The sequence below is a fragment of the Sinimarinibacterium thermocellulolyticum genome (genome assembly GCF_040327995.1).
GTDB lineage: Bacteria > Pseudomonadota > Gammaproteobacteria > Nevskiales > Nevskiaceae > Solimonas > Solimonas thermocellulolyticum.
Map to the genome: position 1 here is coordinate 1 of NZ_JBEPIJ010000004.1, position 17325 is coordinate 17325.

Consider the following 17325-nt stretch of genomic DNA (forward strand, 5'->3'; position numbering starts at 1 on the left):
GTGGATGCTCGAATACAACGAAGACCGACCCCATGACTCGCTCGGCGACATGACGCCAGTCGAGTATTCTCAAGCCGCCAGGAACTCTACTTTTGAACTGTCGCCTTGACGGGGAAGCTTACGCCATGACCGCGGCCGTCGGCCCGAGGAGCTCATTGCGATCTCAAGCGCACTCACGCTGCTGACCAACATCGTCATTGCCTGGTACGCCTACCGCATGCAGGGCGCCGTGAAGGCGCTTCGAGCCAAAGGCATTTCGATCTCCGACGACGTGCTTCGCCACACCCTGCCGAACCGGTGGGAGGGCGTGAACTTCCGCGGGACATTCAAGTTCCCAATCGAGCGCTACCGCGCGGCACTGCTGATCGACAGCCCGGCTCTCAAGGTTGGATAGGATGTAAGTCAAGGAGGGGAGGCCCGACACTGAGGCAGGCCTGCTTTTCGGTCGGCGGACGAACCTGTCCCGGTCGAAAGGTTTCGAAGCCGCTCAACTTCGCCACCTTGCTCGCCAGTTCTGCCCTCTGCCGCGGCTCGAATGGCAATAATAGTCAATAGATACATGGACATATGTTATTTGTACCGCGAACCCCTTGATCTATTGCGGCCAATCACTATATGTAGCTACTGCGGGTAGCTGCCGACACAACCCCTTGTGCCCCAGTCCGCGAATCGGCCCTTGGGGAGTAATGGTGCAAACCACGACAGCTGCCAGCACGGATTCAGCGCGGTCTGATCGCTTTCAGATTCTCGCGCTGTCCGGCGGCGGATTTCGCGGACTGTTCACCGCGAAGATCCTTGCAGACATCGAGCAACACATCGGCAGCCCCGTCGCCACCCGAGTCGATCTTCTGGCTGGCACATCGATAGGCGGAATTCTCGCGCTGGCGCTTGCAATGGAAATTCCAGCAAGCGACATGGTTCGCTTATTCGAGAGGCACGGTGCCGAGATCTTCTCAAGGCGCCGGTTGACGCTTCTCGGCACGTTGAAATCCACCTACACGGCCGAGCGACTCCGAGACTTGCTGCAGCAGGACGAGCTGTTCGGGGGGCGGCTGCTGTCGGCATGCAAGCATCGTGTGATCGTCCCATCGATCAATTACAGCACGGGCAAGCCCGTCATCTTCAAAACTTCCCATCACCCTAACTTCGTCGGTGATCATCGACTGCGACTCGTCGATATCGCTCTAGCGACAAGCGCCGCGCCGATGTACTTCCCGCGGCACGTGTTCGAGAACAGCCAATACGTTGATGGCGGCTTGTATGCGAACGCCCCTGGCCTGCTGGCTTTGCACGAAGCTGAAAAATTTCTGGGCCAGAGGGCCGACAACGTCTGGGCCGTATCGATTGGAACCATGTCGTCGCGGTTCACAGTCAATCCCTCGCGAAATCGCAGCGGAGGCACCTGGGATTGGGGCGGATGGTTTCCGGCGAATGCGCCAAAGCGCCTTTTCGGTCTGGCGATTTCGATTCAGGAGTCTACTACGCAGTTCATGCTGAGCCATCGGCTTGATCAACGATACATCCATGTCGACGAGACGCTGACCGACGAGAAGGCCAAAGCCGTCGCGTTGGACAAGACCGATGCCGCTGCGCGGGAGGCGCTGCTGGGTTCCGCTAGTGAAGCATCGAAGACCTGCCTCGGGAATCCGGATTTCAGGCGGTACCTGCAACACGCTGCTCCAGCCCCGCAGTTCTTTCACACCGAAAAATCCCCCCAGTAGAGATAAACCGTGCTCAAGCTCAACAAGCTGTTCCTTTATGAGACCCGTCCGGAGCCGTTCGGCCGCCAGATTGAGCCAGAGCCCTGGCAAAAGCGCTTTCTTGTCGAATGCAAAAACAAAATTCGTGACCATCTGCGGGACGGCATTCGCCAAGCCAGCAAAACGGTGCTTGGCATGGATGCGATGGTGACGCCCAAGTTCCGGACGCAGGGGTCCTGGATGTACCAGACCTGCGTACGACCGGCCGAGCTTCCACCCCAGCAGATGGACTGGGACTATGGCGTCTACCTGCCAGCGAAGCTGTGGGAGAACCAGCGGCCAAAGGTTGCTGCGAAGGTGTACTTCGAACTGGTGGAGGGGCTTCTGCAGGGCCTCTGTAAGCAAGAGGGTTGGAAGCTTCTCGAGGGCAGGGCGTGTAAAGACACCTGCATCCGCATCGAAGTGGATTCGTGGGCACACATCGATATCCCGCTGTACGCCGCACCCGAGGAGCAGTTCGCGCTGATCACGGAGCGCGTGGAGTTCGCCCAAAGAAGCGCGCTCAACAAAGCGCAGGCGGGGGTGCTGGATACCTTGGAAGAAGAGCCGTTCGCATGGGAAGACCTTGAAACGATTGTGATGGCGACGCGTGCCGGTGAGTGGAAGCCGTCGGACCCTGGCGCGGTCGCTCAGTGGTTCCAGGACTGCATCAGCGTCCACGGCGAACAGCTGCAGCGGATTTGCCGGTACGTGAAGGCTTGGCGCGACTTCCACTGGACCACCGGCGGACCTAGTTCGATCCTGCTGATGATCATCGTTGCGCGGGGATTTGTTCCGAATCCGCGTCGCGACGACTTGGTGCTGGAAGAGGCGGCCGCGCGACTTGCGAGCGAACTTCGTGGCAATGTGTACGAAAGGGCCATCGGCGACGGAACGGAAGACTTCAATCGCCTCAGCGCGACCGAGCGCACCTTCGCGGCCGACGCCGCCGCGTCGCTTCGTGCCGCGCTCCGGCAGGCGCGAGGCCGCAGCGCTGTCCAGAAGGCTGAGGCCATCAACGACCTCCGCCGGCAACTCGGTGACCGAATTCCCTTCATCGAAGACTGGGTTGAGCTGGAGGCAGGTGCGATTGACGCTGTCCAAGCTTCAGCGCCGCAGTACGTTCCGAGCCCGAAGGTGAAGACGACCACCGCTGGCTAGACGTGCTGGACGCTCAGACGCTGGGCGAGGTGCTGCGCGCGCTAAATTCCCGTGGCTTCAGCGCGCGACGCAGCAGGGGCGCACGCAGGGTCTTTGAAGGACCGCTGAAGCTTTCTCGCGGCACTGTTCCGGTTCGACTTGTGGTCGAGGACTGGGAGTTTCTCGACTACCCGCGCATTCAGTTGCTGGATCGACCATCGTTTCTGCCAGAACTGCTCCCGCATGTCACTGCCGATGGCGATTTTTGTTATCTACGCCCTGAAAGCCTGGTGCTTGACCGCTTCAATCCAGTGGGCGCAATCCTATTATGTATTGCGGAGGCACGCGACGTCCTCGATGGACTGGTGCGCAACCCCGCGAAGCAAGCGAAAGACATACAGGACGAATTCCTCGCGTACTGGGCGATCAATCAGCGGTGGACGTGGAAGCTTCTAGTGGGGACAGTCGACGACGGCGCCAGTCAAGCGCCGGTTTTCAGGCTGAAGCGGGACGAACAGCAGCTGCGGGTCGCGTCCACGTCTTCCGACGAGGTTCGCGCGCTGGCGAGTTCAATTGGATACCCCACCGTTGAGGATAGCTCGTCGTACTTTCGGATCCTGAGGTCAACCGTCTATCCAGCGGCTCCAGCAAAGAATCTGCCGGCAACCGTCAAGGAGCTTTTCGCTTATTTCAAGACGTGGGATCCAGCGCTCAACAGGGAGCTGCAAGTATTTCTGGAACACGACAAGGACTACCTTGGGTTCAAGGGCCTCATGCTCGCGATCGAAACGCCGGCAGGGTGGCTCGGTGTCAGCTTCAAGTTCGACGAACTCGTGCGGCAGGGCTATCGGAGGAAGCCTGCCCATTTCAAGAACTGGCTTCACAACGCGGGTGGTCGGACTGAGATCACGCGAATCGTAGTCGAGGATGTGTCGCCGAAGTTCGTACACTCCCGGAACTTGATGTTCAGGGATTTGACCGACAAGAAAATAACGCTGGTCGGATGCGGGGCTATCGGTGGCTTTCTCGCTAAAGCGCTGTCCGGCATGGGGGCGGGGAGGGGGCGTCGCGGCGCGCTCATGCTGCACGACCCGGGCACCATCGGACCGGAGAACGTTGGGCGGCACTACCTCGGAATGAATAGCTGGGGGCTGCCGAAGGCCGAGGCTATGGCCGATGACCTGAGACGCCAGTTCCCTGGAATCGTCGTGGAGTCCAAGGTTGGCGCAGTTTCGCTGAACCAGAAGCTGCTGATGACGGATCTGCTCATTGATGCTACGGGCAAGGAAGCGGTGAGCGAGATGCTCAATCACTATCGACTTGCAGCAAATCGTACGGTGCCGCCATTCCTGTTTGTGTCTGTACGTGGAAATGGCGAAGCCGTCCAGGCGCTGTGGACGGACGACAGGAGGTACGCGTGCTTCCGCTGTCTTCGAAGGCCTCCCGGTCCGCATTACTTTCAAGACCGATTCAAGTTGCTGAATGCATCGCCCATTGAAGGCTTCAAGGGATGCCAAGCCTTCACTCCATACGCTGTATCTGCCCCGATGAGTGCGGCGGCACTCGCCACAGACATGGTCGCCGACTGGCTGAAAGGAAATGTATCTCCGCGGTTTCGGACGCGAGCTATGGAACGGGCCGACGTGAATCAGGTGAAGAACAAAGATCTCGAACCGATCGCTGGATGCCCAGCATGCCAGGCACGCTAGTTCTTCCGCGTCCCGGCGAACGCGCTGCATGGATACTGATTGAGGACAGCGTCGTCGCCCAGATTGCGTCACATCGACAGCGATTGCTTGGAGACAGCGAAGCTGGGGGAGTGCTGCTCGGGTATCGGCGTCAGAAACATTTGCACATCGTGCATGCGACCACACCAGATCACGAAGACTCGCGGACGCGCTTCTCGTTTGATCGTCTGGACGAAAGCCATGCCCGAATTGCCGCCAAGCATTGGGCACTTACGGATGGGCGTTGCGACTATTTGGGTGAGTGGCACACCCATCCGGAGCGTTATCCGACGCCGAGCGGAGTTGATCGGCGCGAATGGCGCAAGATTTACGAACACCGCTCGCGGCCCCTGCTGTTCTGGATAGAAGGCACCGAATGCCGATGGATTGGAATGGCGCACAAGTCGCGTCTTGTCGTACTCGAGTCGTCAGTCGAGGGTGTCGGCCAAGCCTAGACGAGCCAGACAGCAAATTGCTCACAGGCCGCGGTTATCGCGAGTAGGAGCCTAGGGCGCCGCGCTCAGCAGATCGTCGGCGACGATACTCCGGAGCGTGCTCCTCCAGAAAGGCTGTCATGGCCTCTCGCAGCTGCAGGACATCAGCGGGAAGCTGCAGACTCAACGTTCTTGCGATCTGTAGCGCGTACTGAACCTGCTTTTCAGAGGGTGGTAACGGCGCGCGTTCGAGCAAGTCGGTGACGATCGTGACGAGTCCTTGGACGAACTCAGTCGCAGAGCGGTCAGGGTGGCCTTTTTCGGCTCCCTTCGTGAGCAACGCAAGAACCCGGTCCTCGATGTGCGGCTCGAATGGCAGCTCGATCGACAGCTCGTGATCCCCGTAGACCAAGCGGAATGACACTGATGACGCCTCCACGACAACGGGCCCACAGTGTTCGACCGCAGCGGAACGCCCATCGGCCTCCCTCCGGGCTTGTCCGCTCGGAAGCCATGGGCCGGGCACCACGTTCCGCTCGCGCCGGCATGCAGATTATTCCCAAGTGGAAATGGACCGTCCAGTCCTGCGCCCTGACGCTAGCTTCCTATGCGGAAGCCGGCGACGAAGTTACGAGAACTGCTGGGTGTCAACGTACGGCGGCTGCGCCAGACAAAGAACCTGACCCAAGAGGAGCTGTGCGCAAGAGCGGACATGGGTCAGTCGTACCTCAGCCAGGTTGAATCGGGGCTCAGGTCGGTATCCATCGACGCCATCGACAAGCTCGCTCGGGCCTTGGGAGTGACGCCAGACCAGCTCCTCAAGAAGCATTGACAGCTGCCGGCACCCCTCGACAGCCGTATTTCCAGTAGGCAATAATCACCCTGTCGGCGCCTCCCGGCGCAACCAACCCTGTCGAAGTGGCCAGCGGGCAGTCCGAAGCCGCGACAGGAGCCGGGAAACGCGGTCGAAACCAGCCAGTTCAACTGGCAAGCAAAGGTTCGACCGTAGATTCCATGCCGACTTCCACCAGCTTCCTCCAGAATCACGCCGCTTCTGACCGCGTTACTTCGCTCACGCGCGAGGAAGTCCGGTGATGGACGGCTTGCAGATGGGACCGCTGACCGGATCTGGCCTGGACGGCTACATCGCGAGGGAAGAGGTGATCTCTCAGGTGAACGCTTGCCCGGACAAGCAGTATCCGGAGGTCACCTGGGTCCAGTATGGAATCGTTCCGACGAATCAAGTGGCCGTCATCGCGAGCTGCGGACCGGCGAAGTTCTTTGCAATGGCGCCGTCTCCGTTGTTGTGGCCCGGCATGGCCGACCGCATCTTCGGTACCGACGTCGCCGACCTACAGCTTGGCCAGGCGCTCGCTGATCATCTATGGGAACGCCACGGCGCTGAGCTGATGGCAGAAGCGCTGCGCGTTCGCGGGCAGGCTGGCGCATGACTGTCGCATCCGAATCTGCCGGCAGGTTCCGCAGACTCCTCGTGTTCCGTCGTCGCGGCAGTCCCACCCAGGTTCTTCGCGTCCTCGAAGACACAGAGGGTTGGCACTACGTGGTCAGGCTGGCTGGCACAGCGGACTTCGGCCCCTACGTGCCGGCAGAGATCACCAGCGCGTTTGATGTTGAGGCCGAACCCTGCGCCACGCACGATCTCACGAGCCCCTCGCCCGAGAGTGGGCAAAGCGGTGCCATTCCCGAATGAATCGGAGCAAACCGATGCCAGCCATTGAACACTTGACCACCAGCGCGCAGTCGGCGCTCAGGAAAGGTCTTGCCATTCCGATGCTTGTCGAGCATTGCCCGCCTGACATGCCGGATCACGTGCTTACCGTCATTGGACTGATCGACACGCGAACCTTCGAAGGCGTGTTCGTTCCGAAGGATTTCTCCGGGGGCGAACTCGTCAGCTTGGACATTCCAGGCGTTGACGTCGAGTTATTCAAGATCAAGACCGACTGCGAAGACGCTCGAGCGGTCCATGAGCTTTGGACGCTTTGGCACGGCGGGGTCTGCGAGAGATATCTGAGCCTTGTCCGAACGATTGCGCTCCGCCTGTCCCTGGCGCAGCTGGGGCAGGTATTGGAGTCCGCGAGGCCCGTTGAATCAGCCGCGGGCGGACCAACGGAACCGGGCGCGAAGCGCCCCTCAAAGCGTCGTGCAGCGAAAGGAAAGCACGCCAGACCGATTGACGATCGCAAGAAGCGGGGCGCAACCAAGCCCCGGAAGGGGCTTGCCGCCGGCAAGCGTTGACGGCGTAGGCTGATGAAGATTCGTATCTATTCCGATCTGCATCTCGAGTTTGGTCGATACGCGCCGCAGTTCAACGAGCAGCGTGCCGAAGAGCTCGTCGTTCTCGCAGGCGATATCGATGTTGGGCTCGAAGGCGTGCGCTGGGCAGCGAGAACGTTCCCGCACGTTCCGGTGGTCTACGTTCTCGGCAACCACGAGTACTACCGAAATGATCTCAACTCAATAGTGGCGGAGTGCAAAGCTCTGGCGCTGGGTACGAATGTCCACGTGCTTGAGCGCGGCGTCTACGACTGCATGGGCCTTCGAGTCCTTGGCGCCACGTTTTGGACAGATTTCGGGGCCCTCGGCGCAGAGTCGGCAGACCTCGCGATGCGATGGGCAGAACAGTCCATGGCCGACTTCCTGCTCGTTCGCGATCACGGGCAGAGACTCAGACCTCAGCGGACGGTCGAGCTGTTCGCACAAAGTGCCTACTGGCTCGATCGGCAGATCGCCGCGGCCGATCGCCCGGTTCTCGTTGTCACTCACCATGCGCCGACGCTGAAGACGGTAGCGCCGTACTTTGCCGGCCAGATCAGTACGACCGCCTTTCACTCGAACGCCGATCATCTGCTGCGCGCGCCGGTGCGGATGTGGGTGCACGGCCATACCCACTACAACGCCGACGGCCTCGTCAACGGCGTTCGCGTCCTCTCCAATCAGTGGGGCTACCCGGACAACGAAGCTATCGGGTTTCGTCCGCACGGACAGTTCACGTTCGCCTGACAGAGGGAATGCAGCAGCGACTGATCTGCCATGCCTCAATCGCCGGATATGGAAAGCCTCCGAGTGGGGGACGCTAACGTCAGCGGTCCCGAAGGCCGTGTGCGTGCACAACTGCGCGTTTTCGTCGACATGGATGGCGTGCTCTGCGATATCGCAGCGGCCTACATGGATGCGGCGCGCACGCATCCAGACGTCGCGTTTCCTCAAAGCATCCCGGGGCTCTTCGCATCACTGCGCCCTATGAGCGGTGCGGTTGAAGCGGTGACACAGCTACGGAGCGATCCGCGCTTCGACGTCTGGATCCTTTCGGCGCCGTCGACGCGCAACCCGGCGTGCTACTCGGAGAAGAGGGTCTGGGTAGAGAAGATGTTTGATTATCCGCTGGCGAAGCGCCTGATCTTGTGCTCAGACAAGTCACTGCTCCGGGGCGATGTACTGATCGATGACAACGTCAGCGGAAAAGGGCAGGACCGATTCGAGGGTGAGCTGGTTCACTTCGGCTCTGCACGCTTCCCGACGTGGGACAGCGTCCTCGAGTATCTGCATCTGCGCTCTGAGTCTGGTGCTTCCGGCGCCGCTCGACCCGACTCTGGCGCTGCTGCCATCGGAACTCTGCTGAGCCGAGCGAGTGGCGCAGGGCCCAGGGGCCTTCATACCGAAGGGGCGCGTGCCACCCGGACGCTGAGCAAGTGGAAGGATCTCCAGGAGGCGCACCCGGAGTCGCTGACGGGCGAGGCGTATGCGGCCATGCTTCGGGGAGAGACGGTAAACCCTTGGGGCTCGGAGACCACTGGCGCCAAGCATTTGGGTGCCGCGTGGCGCGTCCATTCCGTCGCGGCCCTCCCGGACTATTGCCTGCGCGTCATCTTCATCGATGGGGTGACTGGTGTCGTCCGAATGAGTCGGCTGATTCAGTCGGACCGCGCCGGCGTGTTCGCGGGGCTGCGCGATCCCGCCCGATTCGCTGATGTTCGTGTCGAGCTTGGCGCGGTGTCGTGGCCCGGCGGAATTGATCTTGCGCCTGACGCGATGCACGACGCGATCGCTTCATCGGGCGAGTGGGTTCCGTGAGAGGGAGAGGCGCTCCCCAATACCTGAGTGCCGTCGGAGATGCTCAGCCAGTGGTCGAACTGGCGCTGTCGCTTCGCAGGGGCGAATCTGCCTGATCAACGAGGTCTACGACAAGCGCAGGTGAGTCAAGACGACCGTCGCCGGACGCTTACTGAGCGCCGGCAGCGTGGCGCGCAGATGCGAGCGATCCATGTCCTTGACCGTGCGCCACGCCAGGCCCGTCCAGTTCGCCACCGCAGAAATGCTCATGTGCCGGCACAGCGCGCTGATCAGCTCGGCCAGGCGATGGGTGTAATGCGCGCCGGCCGCAACGAAGTCCAACTGCTCGACGCGCCGGTCGCGCGCACCGATGGCGATCTCCAGGTATTCGATGTCCAGCGCCACACGATGGCCGAACATCGGCACGTCCCACACCGTGCGCCGCAGCCAGCGATCGCTCCGGCCTCGTGCCCGGTCCGTGGGTCAATCGGCCGATACCGCGCATCGCGCCGGCAATGCACCCGCACCACGCCACCCCCCTTCCACCGTCACCGCGTTGACGACTTGCCCGCGCAAGCCAACAATCCCCGTTGGGATAGTCGTCCCCATTTGTCTCCGTACTCGAAAGCCTCAAGAACTTTCGTTCTAAAGAGACTTAGCACGGGCGGCTATCCCTTCTTTACCTCAGGCGACTGCGCAAGAGCCCGTCTCCATGATTGATCGGCGAGGGGCTCACCAAGCGGTGCCGGGAGTTGGCTGCCAGCGCAGTACGGCGCCCGAGTCTGCGCTCGAGCTGCGCTGTCCGGACAGAGTTCTGAGTGATCGGAACCCGCCGGTCGTTTGCTCGGGGTATGCGATCAGTGCGTCGCTCGATCACGCGTCAGCTGGCGATCTGCCAACGTCGTCTTGGGCGGTCGGCCTCCGATGATGCTCTCAGCCTCTGGCCCCTATTTCTGAACACCATCCCGCTTCCAAGTGATGCACAATATCGACATGTCGATCTTCACCGATCAATTCCTCATACCCGGCGGCATACGCGTGGTAACGCGCGCTATTGCCATGCCCGGGTAGCTCAATGGTTAGAGCAGCGGCCTTATAAGCCGACCGGTCCTTTCGGACCGCTTCGCCAGATCAGCGACAGGTTGCCGGTTCAAGTCCGGCCCCGGGCACCACTCAGTTGGTTCTCCGGAGTATTCCTGTGTCTGCACTCAACCGCTTCACCCCCGAGCAGCTCGACGCGCTCAGGCGCGGTCGCGCCATCCCGTTCCTGATCGAGCACCGCGACAGCACATGCCCCGGGCGCACCCTGTCCGTCATCGCCACCCTCGACGACGAACAGTTCTGCGGCCTGTTTTTGCCCGACGACAAGCCGGACTGCGATCTGGTCACGATTCCGATCGATGGCCCGATGCTGCCCGAGCCGTACCCCATCACCAGCGATGCACCCGACGCCCGCGTCATCCACCGGCTCTGGTCAAACTGGGAGAACGGCGTGCGCGAGAGGTATCTCTCGTTCTTCGCGCTGATGGGCCGCGTGCTCGCACGCGACCGACTCGACGCGGCCCTCCGGGCTGCGCCGCCGCCGCGCGAGCCCGACGCTCCCGCATCCAAGCCAAAGGTCCGGTCCGCGAAGCGTGCCACCTCCAGGCGCGGCGCCAAGCCCCGCCAGAGGAGGCCTCGCGCATGAGCACCCGATCCACACACCCCGGCAACATCTTCGCGCGCGAGCGCGACAACATCGCGTCCCTGAAGGCGGTCTACCCGCACCAGTTCCCCGAGCCGTCGTGGGCCTATAGCTGGCCCGACGGCTGGCACCGGTTGGTCACCGACGCCTGCGCGGCCCTGGATCGCCTCGCGCCCGACGGGCGCTGGCTCCAGATCAAGGAAAAATTCGGCGGCCTGCGCCTGTATTACCACGGCGGGCCGCTGCGCTTCGACGTCCACACGCCCAAGGGCGTGATCAGCGGCTCGCTGGATCCTGACGGTGGTCCCGTCGCGCCGACCGATCTCAACCGCCTCATCCACCAGCTCGAGGAAGACAGCGGCCTGACCTGCGCGCGGTGTGGCGGCGCCCATGGCGTGGGCCGCGCCATCAATCTCACAGGATGGTGGATCACCGCGTGCGAGACCTGCGAGCCGCTGATCCGCGCCCACCGCGCACTGCCACACGGGGAGTAATCGACCCATGAATATCCGCATCTACTCTGACCTGCATCTGGAATTCGGACGCTTCGACTCGCCGTTCAACGAGCGCGGCGACGAGCAACTGGTCGTGCTGGCCGGCGATATCGACGTCGGGTGCGCCGCCATCGGCTGGGCAGCGCACACCTTTGCGCACGTGCCCGTCGTCTACGTGCTCGGCAATCACGAGTACTACCACCACAACTTCGACACGCTGCTCGAGCAGTGCCGCGAGCGTGCGCGCGGCACCAACGTCCACATCCTCGAGCGCGATCATCTCGACGTCGGCGGTATCCGCGTGCTCGGCTGCACGCTGTGGACCGACTACAAACTCTTTGGCGCGGAGCGCATGCACGAAGCGCGGCAATGGGCCGAGGGCTCGCTCGCCGATCATTGGTGCATCCGCCGGACAGGCGGCCAGCACTTCACCCCGGCCCACGCCGCCCGGTCATTCATCGAAAGCGCGCACTGGCTGGACTGGCAGATCAGCCAGGCCGACCGCCCGCTGCTCGTGGTCACCCACCATGCGCCGACGCCGGCCACGATCGCCCCGTTCTACGCCGGGAAGATCAGCAACGCCGCATTCCACAGCGATGCCGAGGACCTGCTGCGCGCGCCGGTGCGCATGTGGGTCCATGGACACACCCACTACAACGCCGACCTGCTGCACAACGGCGTGCGCGTGGTCACCAACCAGTGGGGCTATCCGAGCGAGGACATGCTCGGCTTCCGCCGCGACGGGCTGTTCACGTTCCCGGACGGGGGTGGTGCGCCATGATCTACCGCGAGTCACACCTCGAGTTCCAAGACGATCCGGCGCTGCCCGCACGCGGGCGCTTCCTGATCGTCGGCGACGTCCACGGGCAGATGGCGATGGTCATGCGCCTGGTGCGCGCGACCGGCTACGACCCGTTCAAGGACCGGATGATCGCGCTGGGTGACCTGGTCGATCGCGGCCCGGCCCCGGCCGAGGCGCTGCGCTGGTTCGCCGGCGGCACAATGCGCACCAGCCTGCTCGGCAACCATGAGGCCCTGCTGCTCGACTCGGAATTCGTGCGCGAGGCGCACAAGGTCTGGTTGCACAACGGCGGCACGTGGAGCGAGACGCACGATCCGTTCGATCTCAACCTGCTGCGGCGGCTGGTCATCGGCTTTCCACTGACGATCCGCCTGACGCTCGCTGACGGCAGACGCATCGGCCTGGTGCACGCCGAGGTGCGCCCGGGCACGAGTTGGAAGCAGCTGCAGCGCAGCCGCTACGACATCGGCGATGCGATCCACGACTGGAGCGACACCAGCGTCGCCAGCCTGATCTGGGGGCGGCAGCGTTACTTCTGCTACCGGCATCTGACGAAGCTGCCGCCGCCGGAGGCGATCGACGCCGACGCCCGCGCGCGGATCGCGCTGCTGCTCAGGCCGGTGCCGGGCGTGGATCTGGTGATCGGCGGCCACACCGTGATCCCGACGCGCGAGCCGGTGCGTTTCGGTGCGCACCTGTTCATCGACACCGGTGCCTACCAGGCCCCCGACGGCCGGCTCACGGCGGTGGATCCGGATGCCGGGGTGTACTGGCAGGTCGGGCATCGCGACGACCAGCAGTGGGGGCCGCTGCCGCTGCCGGCGCCCTTCGAGTCGAGCCTGCCGCGCCATCTGCGCCCGCGGAGGTCGCCGCGATGAACGACGATGATCTGGTCGCCCGCTTCGACGCGCTGGGGCCGGTGCCCGACTGGGGTGATCACCCGGCGGGGCTCACGCGCCTGCTGGCGCTGCGCGTACAGGCCTTGTGCCGTGCGCAGCAGTTCGTCCATCGACGCACGACGCCCAGTGGCCCGCAGGCGTGTCTGCTGGCGCGCGACCTCGGGTCGGTGCTGCTCGCGTACCTCGCCGAGGCCGGCATCGACATCGAATTGCAGCAGACCACCGCCCCCGGCGAGGCCTTCACGTCCTGCTACGGGACCGTGCCGTTGGCGGCCACCGCCCGGCTGATGCCGGCCGCAGTCACGCTGTTCCAGCCGCCGATGGAGCACCGCCTGCTGCCCGCTGCCCTGGGCATCCCCGCCTCGGTTGCCGCGTGGGCGATGGCCGCGGAACTCGATCGCGTGCACGGCTCAAGCGACAAGATCCGCGAGTTGATCAGGCAGGCCCATCCACTGGACCCTGCATGGCGCTTGGCTTATCCGGATCTGGCGGGCCGCCACCCGCTGCCGCTCGCTGTCTCCGTGGTCGTCCCGCAGCCGCCGCCACCACCCCGCCGCCGGCGGCGCCGTGGCGTGCAGGCCTGGACGCTGGCCGACGAGGCGCTGATCCAGGACCGGCTGTCGGTGCTGTCACAGCTCAAGGAGCGCAAGCCGGCCACCGAAACGGCGCTGGTACGTCTTGGCCTGCGCTGCATCCGCACGCTGCCGCTCGCCACGCAGCGCCACGCCAATGCGGTCGAGTACCTGGCACGGCGCTTCCCCAATTTCGAGCCGGCCTGTCGCTGGGTCGCTGACCAGATCCGCTTGTGCGCGATCATGCGCGTGCCTCTGCACTTGCCGCCCGTGCTGCTGCTGGGCCCGCCGGGCATCGGCAAGACGATGTTTTGCCTGGAGCTCGCGCAGACGTTGGGCGCCGAGGTGTGCGTGCGCTCGCTCGCCGAGCTCTCTGCCTCATGGCTGATCTCGGGGGCGAGCACGCAGTGGGCCGGCGGGCGGCCGGGCGCCATCGCCGAGCATCTGGCGCAGGTCGAGCCGGATCGGGTGCCGTGGTTTGTCTTCGACGAAATCGACAAGGCCGCCGGGGACCGCGGCTTTCCGGTGGGGCCAGCTTTGCTCGGCCTGCTCGAGCCGTTTACCGCGCAGCGCTTTCGCGACGAAGCGCTGGAGATCGAGATGGACATCCGGCCGGCGGGCTTCATCTTCACCGCCAATGAGCGGGAGCGGGTGCGCCCGGAGCTGATCAGCCGGCTGCAGGTCATCGAGGTGCGTGCACCGACACGCTTCGAGATGCCCGCGGTGATTGCCTCGGTGGACGCGCAGCTGCGCAAGGAGCGGCCGCAGCTGGGCAAGGCGTTTGCATCGATCGAGGCGTCGGTGCTGCTACAGCTTGAAGCGGTGGCGCCGCGCGAGCTGCGACGGGTGCTGCTGGCCGGCTATGCCCAAGCGGCGCGGCGCCCGGTGCATTCGCGCGGGCTGCGACGGTTGCTGGCGACGGACTTGCCCAACGCACCGCAGTGCGCGGAGCCGTCCGAGCACCGGGTGCACTGATGCGGCGTCAGGGACATCGTCGATCACCGCAAGGCGTGCGCGGTGGTGATGGGCGTGATGAGCGCACGCGTGATGGCGGCAACCGGAGACCAAGGTGCTGATCTGTGCGGCGGGCGACATCCATGGGGCGATGGACCGGCTGTATGCGGACGTACTCGACTTCGAGGCGCATCTGGGTCGGCGTTTCGACTGGGTGCTGCATGTCGGCGATTTCGGGATCTGGCCGGACCCGGCCCGGGTCGATCGAGCGACGCGCAAGCACGAGGGCGCGGGTGATTTCTCGATCTGGCTGCAGGCGCGTCGGCCGGTGCCGCGGCGCACGCTATTCATCAAGGGCAACCACGAGGACTTCGATTGGCTCGACGCGCGGCACGACCGGGAGGTGTTACCCGGCTTGTTCTTCCTACCGAATGGGCGGACTTTCGATCTGGCAACCGCGCACGGTCGCGCGATCCGGGTCGGCGGTGTCGGTGGCTGTTACGGGCCATCGGACTACGCACGTCGTTCGCAGGGGCTGCGGGGCTACGCCAAGCGACACTACACGCACGATGAGGTGCAGCGGCTGTCGGCCGCCGACCGCGTGGCCATCGTACTGACCCACGATGCCCCGGCCGGCGTGCGCTTTCCCCGTTACCACGGCGGCCGCGAATTCGTGAGCGAGGCGAAGGGGCTGGATGCGATGCTGGCGCGCGTGTCGCCCAGCGTTTGCTTCTTCGGACATCACCACACGCGGATCGATGCCGAGGTTGCCGGCGTACGCTGCATCGGGCTCAACAAGGTCGCGCATCCCGGCAACCTCGTGGCGATCGATATCGAGTCCAGACTTGGGGATTGGTGGGTGGTTGGGGAGTGGGGAGGGTATGCGTCTGACATTGCTTGAGCTTGGAGATCTTTCTCAGGAGTTCGTGGCAGCACCCTATGCCAGAGCGGCTGTTGCCGGGCCAGTCTGCGGACAACGCCGTCACTCTGTGCGACCGGCTTGAAGCGCTTCGAACGTCCAGTACGCAGGACTTTGACTGGCTGATCGACAAGTGGCTGAGCGCGACAGAATCGGAGCAGGGCTTGATTCGGCTCGATTACGACGACGAGGTGTATCGCATTCGGCGGCTCGCCACCAGGCGCGGCGTCTCGGTGCAGATCGAGACGCTGCCGGTTGCTCGTAGCCGGTGCGATGGGAAGTCTCAGCTGGTCCGCGCACGTATCCTTTGTGTGGATGCCGAAGGGCGAGTGATCAAGCGCTCCGCTGGGCCCGTGCGATGGGTGATGTCCTGGGGTGCGACGCTGTCTGGCGTTTCGGTCATCTCCTGAGCGCGTAATGGGCTTACCATCTGCGGCTCGGTCTCGCTGAATGCGGGATTGCTTCTCCCTCGGGAGCGAATGTCTTTGGGAGGAGCTGCCCCTTTACGATCCGTCGCCCCGATGATATCGTTGAGCGGTGAACTATCGGGAAACGACGACGGCGCCAAGGCGGTTGCGACGTCAAACCCGCATAATCGGAGGACAATGTGATGGTGCCAGACGACGTCAAAAAGCCGAGCGAGTTCAGCTTGATCGATCCAAAAGTGCAAGAGTGCCCTTACGACTTCTATGCGTCCATGCGCGCCCACGACCCGGTGTACCAGATGCCGGAGTCGGGCTTTTATATCGTAAGCCGGTACGAAGACTGCATGGAAGCGCTGGGAAAGCCCGAGATCTTTTCCAGCAAGATGGGCTTCCGGATAATGGAAGACCCGCCGGAAGTGAAACGTATATTCGAGGCTGCGTACGGCGACATCGTTGATACCCTCGTTACCAACGACCCTCCGTCGCATACGAGGTTCCGAAAGCTCGTAAACACTGCGTTCACTGCGGCGCGGGTAGCGAAATTGGTGCCGTACATTGAGCAGGTTGTTTTTGAGACGCTGGAGCAAATCACTGGGCGGCCGGAGATCGACGTCGTCAAGGACTATGCTGTCCCGATTCCGATGAAGATTATTGCGGACCAGTTGGGCGTTTCGCGCGATGACATGGATCGGTTCAAGATCTGGTCCGACGCGAGCGTCGAGCCGTTGGGCGGAATGATTGACAAGGCGCGCTACATCGAGGTGGCAAAGCTGATCGTCGAGATGCAGCGGTACTTCGCCGATAGAATCGAGGAGCGTCGCGTAGAGCCACGCGACGATATGCTTAGTGACCTGGTGAATGCAAGATTGGAGGGGGAGCGTCCGCTGGATCTCCAGGAACTGCTCTCCGTTATTCAGCAGCTTCTCGTCGCCGGCAATGAAACAACGACGAACACGATCAGTTCGGGTGTACTGCTGCTCTGTAGAGATCCCCAGACATTCGCCAAGTTGCGCGCGTCACCGGAACTTTGCGGCAACTTCGCGGAAGAGATTCTGAGACTTGAATCACCGGTACAGGGACTTTTTAGAAAAACGACGCAAGAGACGGTACTGGGCGGGAAGAAGATTCCGAAGGGTGCAATGGTGAACCTGCGTTACGGGTCCGCCAATCGGGATGAAGCCAAGTTCGAATGCCCGGCAGACATCAAGCTGGATCGTCCCAATCCCCGCTCGCACCTCGCATTTGCAGCCGGTATTCATACCTGCATTGGTGCTCAGCTTGCCAGGAAGGAAATCGAAGTGGCGATGAGAGTTCTGGTAACGCGATTGAAAGGCGTTCGGCTTTCATCAAAGCAAGGACCGCTTGAGTATTATCCAACGCTGATTCTCCGCGGTTTGAAAACCTTGCGCGTCGAACTCGACTGGGCGTAGTAAGCTCCGGCGTAAAGCGAGCGCCCGATTTG

Annotated in this window: 20 protein-coding genes, 1 tRNA gene and 1 pseudogene; 20 read left to right on the plus strand and 2 right to left on the minus strand. The window is 62.9% G+C overall.

The annotated features are described in order from the left end of the window. The 6 genes and pseudogenes from ABSH63_RS04445 to ABSH63_RS04470 all read left to right on the plus strand — a co-directional run. Positions 1-109, plus strand: a 109-nt coding sequence (locus ABSH63_RS04445; protein ID WP_352888226.1) for an integrase core domain-containing protein, incomplete at its 5' end; no start/stop codon positions are given. A 33-nt stretch (positions 110-142) separates the two neighbouring features. Beyond that, a pseudogene (locus tag ABSH63_RS04450) lies at positions 143-394 on the plus strand (Tn3 family transposase); the annotation flags it as partial. 295 nt (positions 395-689) lie between these two features. Continuing rightward, on the plus strand, positions 690-1721 hold the full coding sequence (locus tag ABSH63_RS04455; protein WP_211307163.1) for a CBASS cGAMP-activated phospholipase: 1032 nt from the start codon (positions 690-692) through the stop codon (positions 1719-1721). Between the two features lie 9 nt (positions 1722-1730). Further along, positions 1731-2900, plus strand: coding sequence for a CBASS cGAMP synthase (locus ABSH63_RS04460; RefSeq protein WP_110263733.1), 1170 nt, complete (start codon positions 1731-1733; stop codon positions 2898-2900). A gap of 2 nt (positions 2901-2902) precedes the next feature. After that, positions 2903-4588 (plus strand): ThiF family adenylyltransferase, encoded by a 1686-nt coding sequence (locus tag ABSH63_RS04465; RefSeq protein WP_352887818.1) that lies wholly within the window; start codon positions 2903-2905, stop codon positions 4586-4588. Then, positions 4573-5061 carry a Mov34/MPN/PAD-1 family protein gene (locus tag ABSH63_RS04470; RefSeq protein ID WP_170123871.1) on the plus strand — a complete coding sequence of 163 codons (489 nt, stop codon included), beginning with the start codon at positions 4573-4575 and terminating at the stop codon, positions 5059-5061. The genes ABSH63_RS04465 and ABSH63_RS04470 overlap by 16 nt, the downstream gene beginning before the upstream one ends. Before the next feature lie 34 nt (positions 5062-5095). Here ABSH63_RS04470 and ABSH63_RS04475 read toward each other — a convergent pair whose 3' ends face one another. Then, on the minus strand, positions 5096-5464 hold the full coding sequence (locus ABSH63_RS04475; RefSeq protein ID WP_110263736.1) for a hypothetical protein: 369 nt from the start codon (positions 5462-5464) through the stop codon (positions 5096-5098). 183 nt (positions 5465-5647) lie between these two features. Between ABSH63_RS04475 and ABSH63_RS04480 the strand changes: the two genes are divergently transcribed. The 5 genes from ABSH63_RS04480 (at position 5648) to ABSH63_RS04500 (ending at position 9135) form a co-directional block, all read left to right on the plus strand. Beyond that, positions 5648-5872, plus strand: a complete 225-nt coding sequence (locus ABSH63_RS04480) for a helix-turn-helix domain-containing protein (RefSeq protein ID WP_110263737.1) — start codon at positions 5648-5650, stop codon at positions 5870-5872. 262 nt (positions 5873-6134) lie between these two features. Continuing rightward, positions 6135-6491 (plus strand): hypothetical protein, encoded by a 357-nt coding sequence (locus ABSH63_RS04485; protein WP_110263738.1) that lies wholly within the window; start codon positions 6135-6137, stop codon positions 6489-6491. A 274-nt stretch (positions 6492-6765) separates the two neighbouring features. Further along, positions 6766-7299 carry a hypothetical protein gene (locus ABSH63_RS04490; protein WP_352887819.1) on the plus strand — a complete coding sequence of 178 codons (534 nt, stop codon included), beginning with the start codon at positions 6766-6768 and terminating at the stop codon, positions 7297-7299. A 12-nt stretch (positions 7300-7311) separates the two neighbouring features. Further along, the gene (locus ABSH63_RS04495; RefSeq protein ID WP_352887821.1) at positions 7312-8064 is read left to right on the plus strand and encodes a metallophosphoesterase; all 753 of its coding nucleotides are present in this window, start codon (positions 7312-7314) and stop codon (positions 8062-8064) included. A 99-nt stretch (positions 8065-8163) separates the two neighbouring features. Next, positions 8164-9135 carry a 5' nucleotidase, NT5C type gene (locus ABSH63_RS04500; protein WP_352887822.1) on the plus strand — a complete coding sequence of 324 codons (972 nt, stop codon included), beginning with the start codon at positions 8164-8166 and terminating at the stop codon, positions 9133-9135. 105 nt (positions 9136-9240) lie between these two features. On the opposite strand, the gene ABSH63_RS04505 is transcribed toward ABSH63_RS04500, so the two are convergent. Beyond that, positions 9241-9534: a helix-turn-helix domain-containing protein gene (locus ABSH63_RS04505; protein ID WP_352887823.1), complete on the minus strand. Its 294-nt coding sequence runs from the start codon at positions 9532-9534 to the stop codon at positions 9241-9243. Positions 9535-10175: 641 nt separating this feature from the next. On the opposite strand from ABSH63_RS04505, the gene ABSH63_RS04510 reads away from it, so the two are divergent. The 9 genes from ABSH63_RS04510 (at position 10176) to ABSH63_RS04550 (ending at position 17293) form a co-directional block, all read left to right on the plus strand. Further along, positions 10176-10286: transfer RNA gene (locus tag ABSH63_RS04510), tRNA-Ile, on the plus strand. A gap of 26 nt (positions 10287-10312) precedes the next feature. After that, positions 10313-10801, plus strand: a complete 489-nt coding sequence (locus tag ABSH63_RS04515; protein ID WP_352887825.1) for a hypothetical protein — start codon at positions 10313-10315, stop codon at positions 10799-10801. Then, positions 10798-11292 carry a hypothetical protein gene (locus tag ABSH63_RS04520; RefSeq protein ID WP_352887827.1) on the plus strand — a complete coding sequence of 165 codons (495 nt, stop codon included), beginning with the start codon at positions 10798-10800 and terminating at the stop codon, positions 11290-11292. Before ABSH63_RS04515 ends, ABSH63_RS04520 begins: the two co-directional genes overlap by 4 nt. A 7-nt stretch (positions 11293-11299) precedes the next feature. Further along, positions 11300-12073, plus strand: a complete 774-nt coding sequence (locus tag ABSH63_RS04525) for a metallophosphoesterase (RefSeq protein WP_352887828.1) — start codon at positions 11300-11302, stop codon at positions 12071-12073. Beyond that, positions 12070-12972 (plus strand): metallophosphoesterase, encoded by a 903-nt coding sequence (locus ABSH63_RS04530; RefSeq protein ID WP_352887829.1) that lies wholly within the window; start codon positions 12070-12072, stop codon positions 12970-12972. The genes ABSH63_RS04525 and ABSH63_RS04530 overlap by 4 nt, the downstream gene beginning before the upstream one ends. Next, on the plus strand, positions 12969-14540 hold the full coding sequence (locus ABSH63_RS04535) for an AAA family ATPase (protein ID WP_352887830.1): 1572 nt from the start codon (positions 12969-12971) through the stop codon (positions 14538-14540). The genes ABSH63_RS04530 and ABSH63_RS04535 overlap by 4 nt, the downstream gene beginning before the upstream one ends. A 94-nt stretch (positions 14541-14634) precedes the next feature. Next, positions 14635-15420, plus strand: a complete 786-nt coding sequence (locus tag ABSH63_RS04540; protein ID WP_352887831.1) for a metallophosphoesterase family protein — start codon at positions 14635-14637, stop codon at positions 15418-15420. A 2-nt stretch (positions 15421-15422) separates the two neighbouring features. Further along, positions 15423-15848: a hypothetical protein gene (locus ABSH63_RS04545; protein WP_352887834.1), complete on the plus strand. Its 426-nt coding sequence runs from the start codon at positions 15423-15425 to the stop codon at positions 15846-15848. A gap of 200 nt (positions 15849-16048) precedes the next feature. Beyond that, on the plus strand, positions 16049-17293 hold the full coding sequence (locus ABSH63_RS04550) for a cytochrome P450 (protein WP_352887835.1): 1245 nt from the start codon (positions 16049-16051) through the stop codon (positions 17291-17293). Positions 17294-17325: the final 32 nt, after the last annotated feature.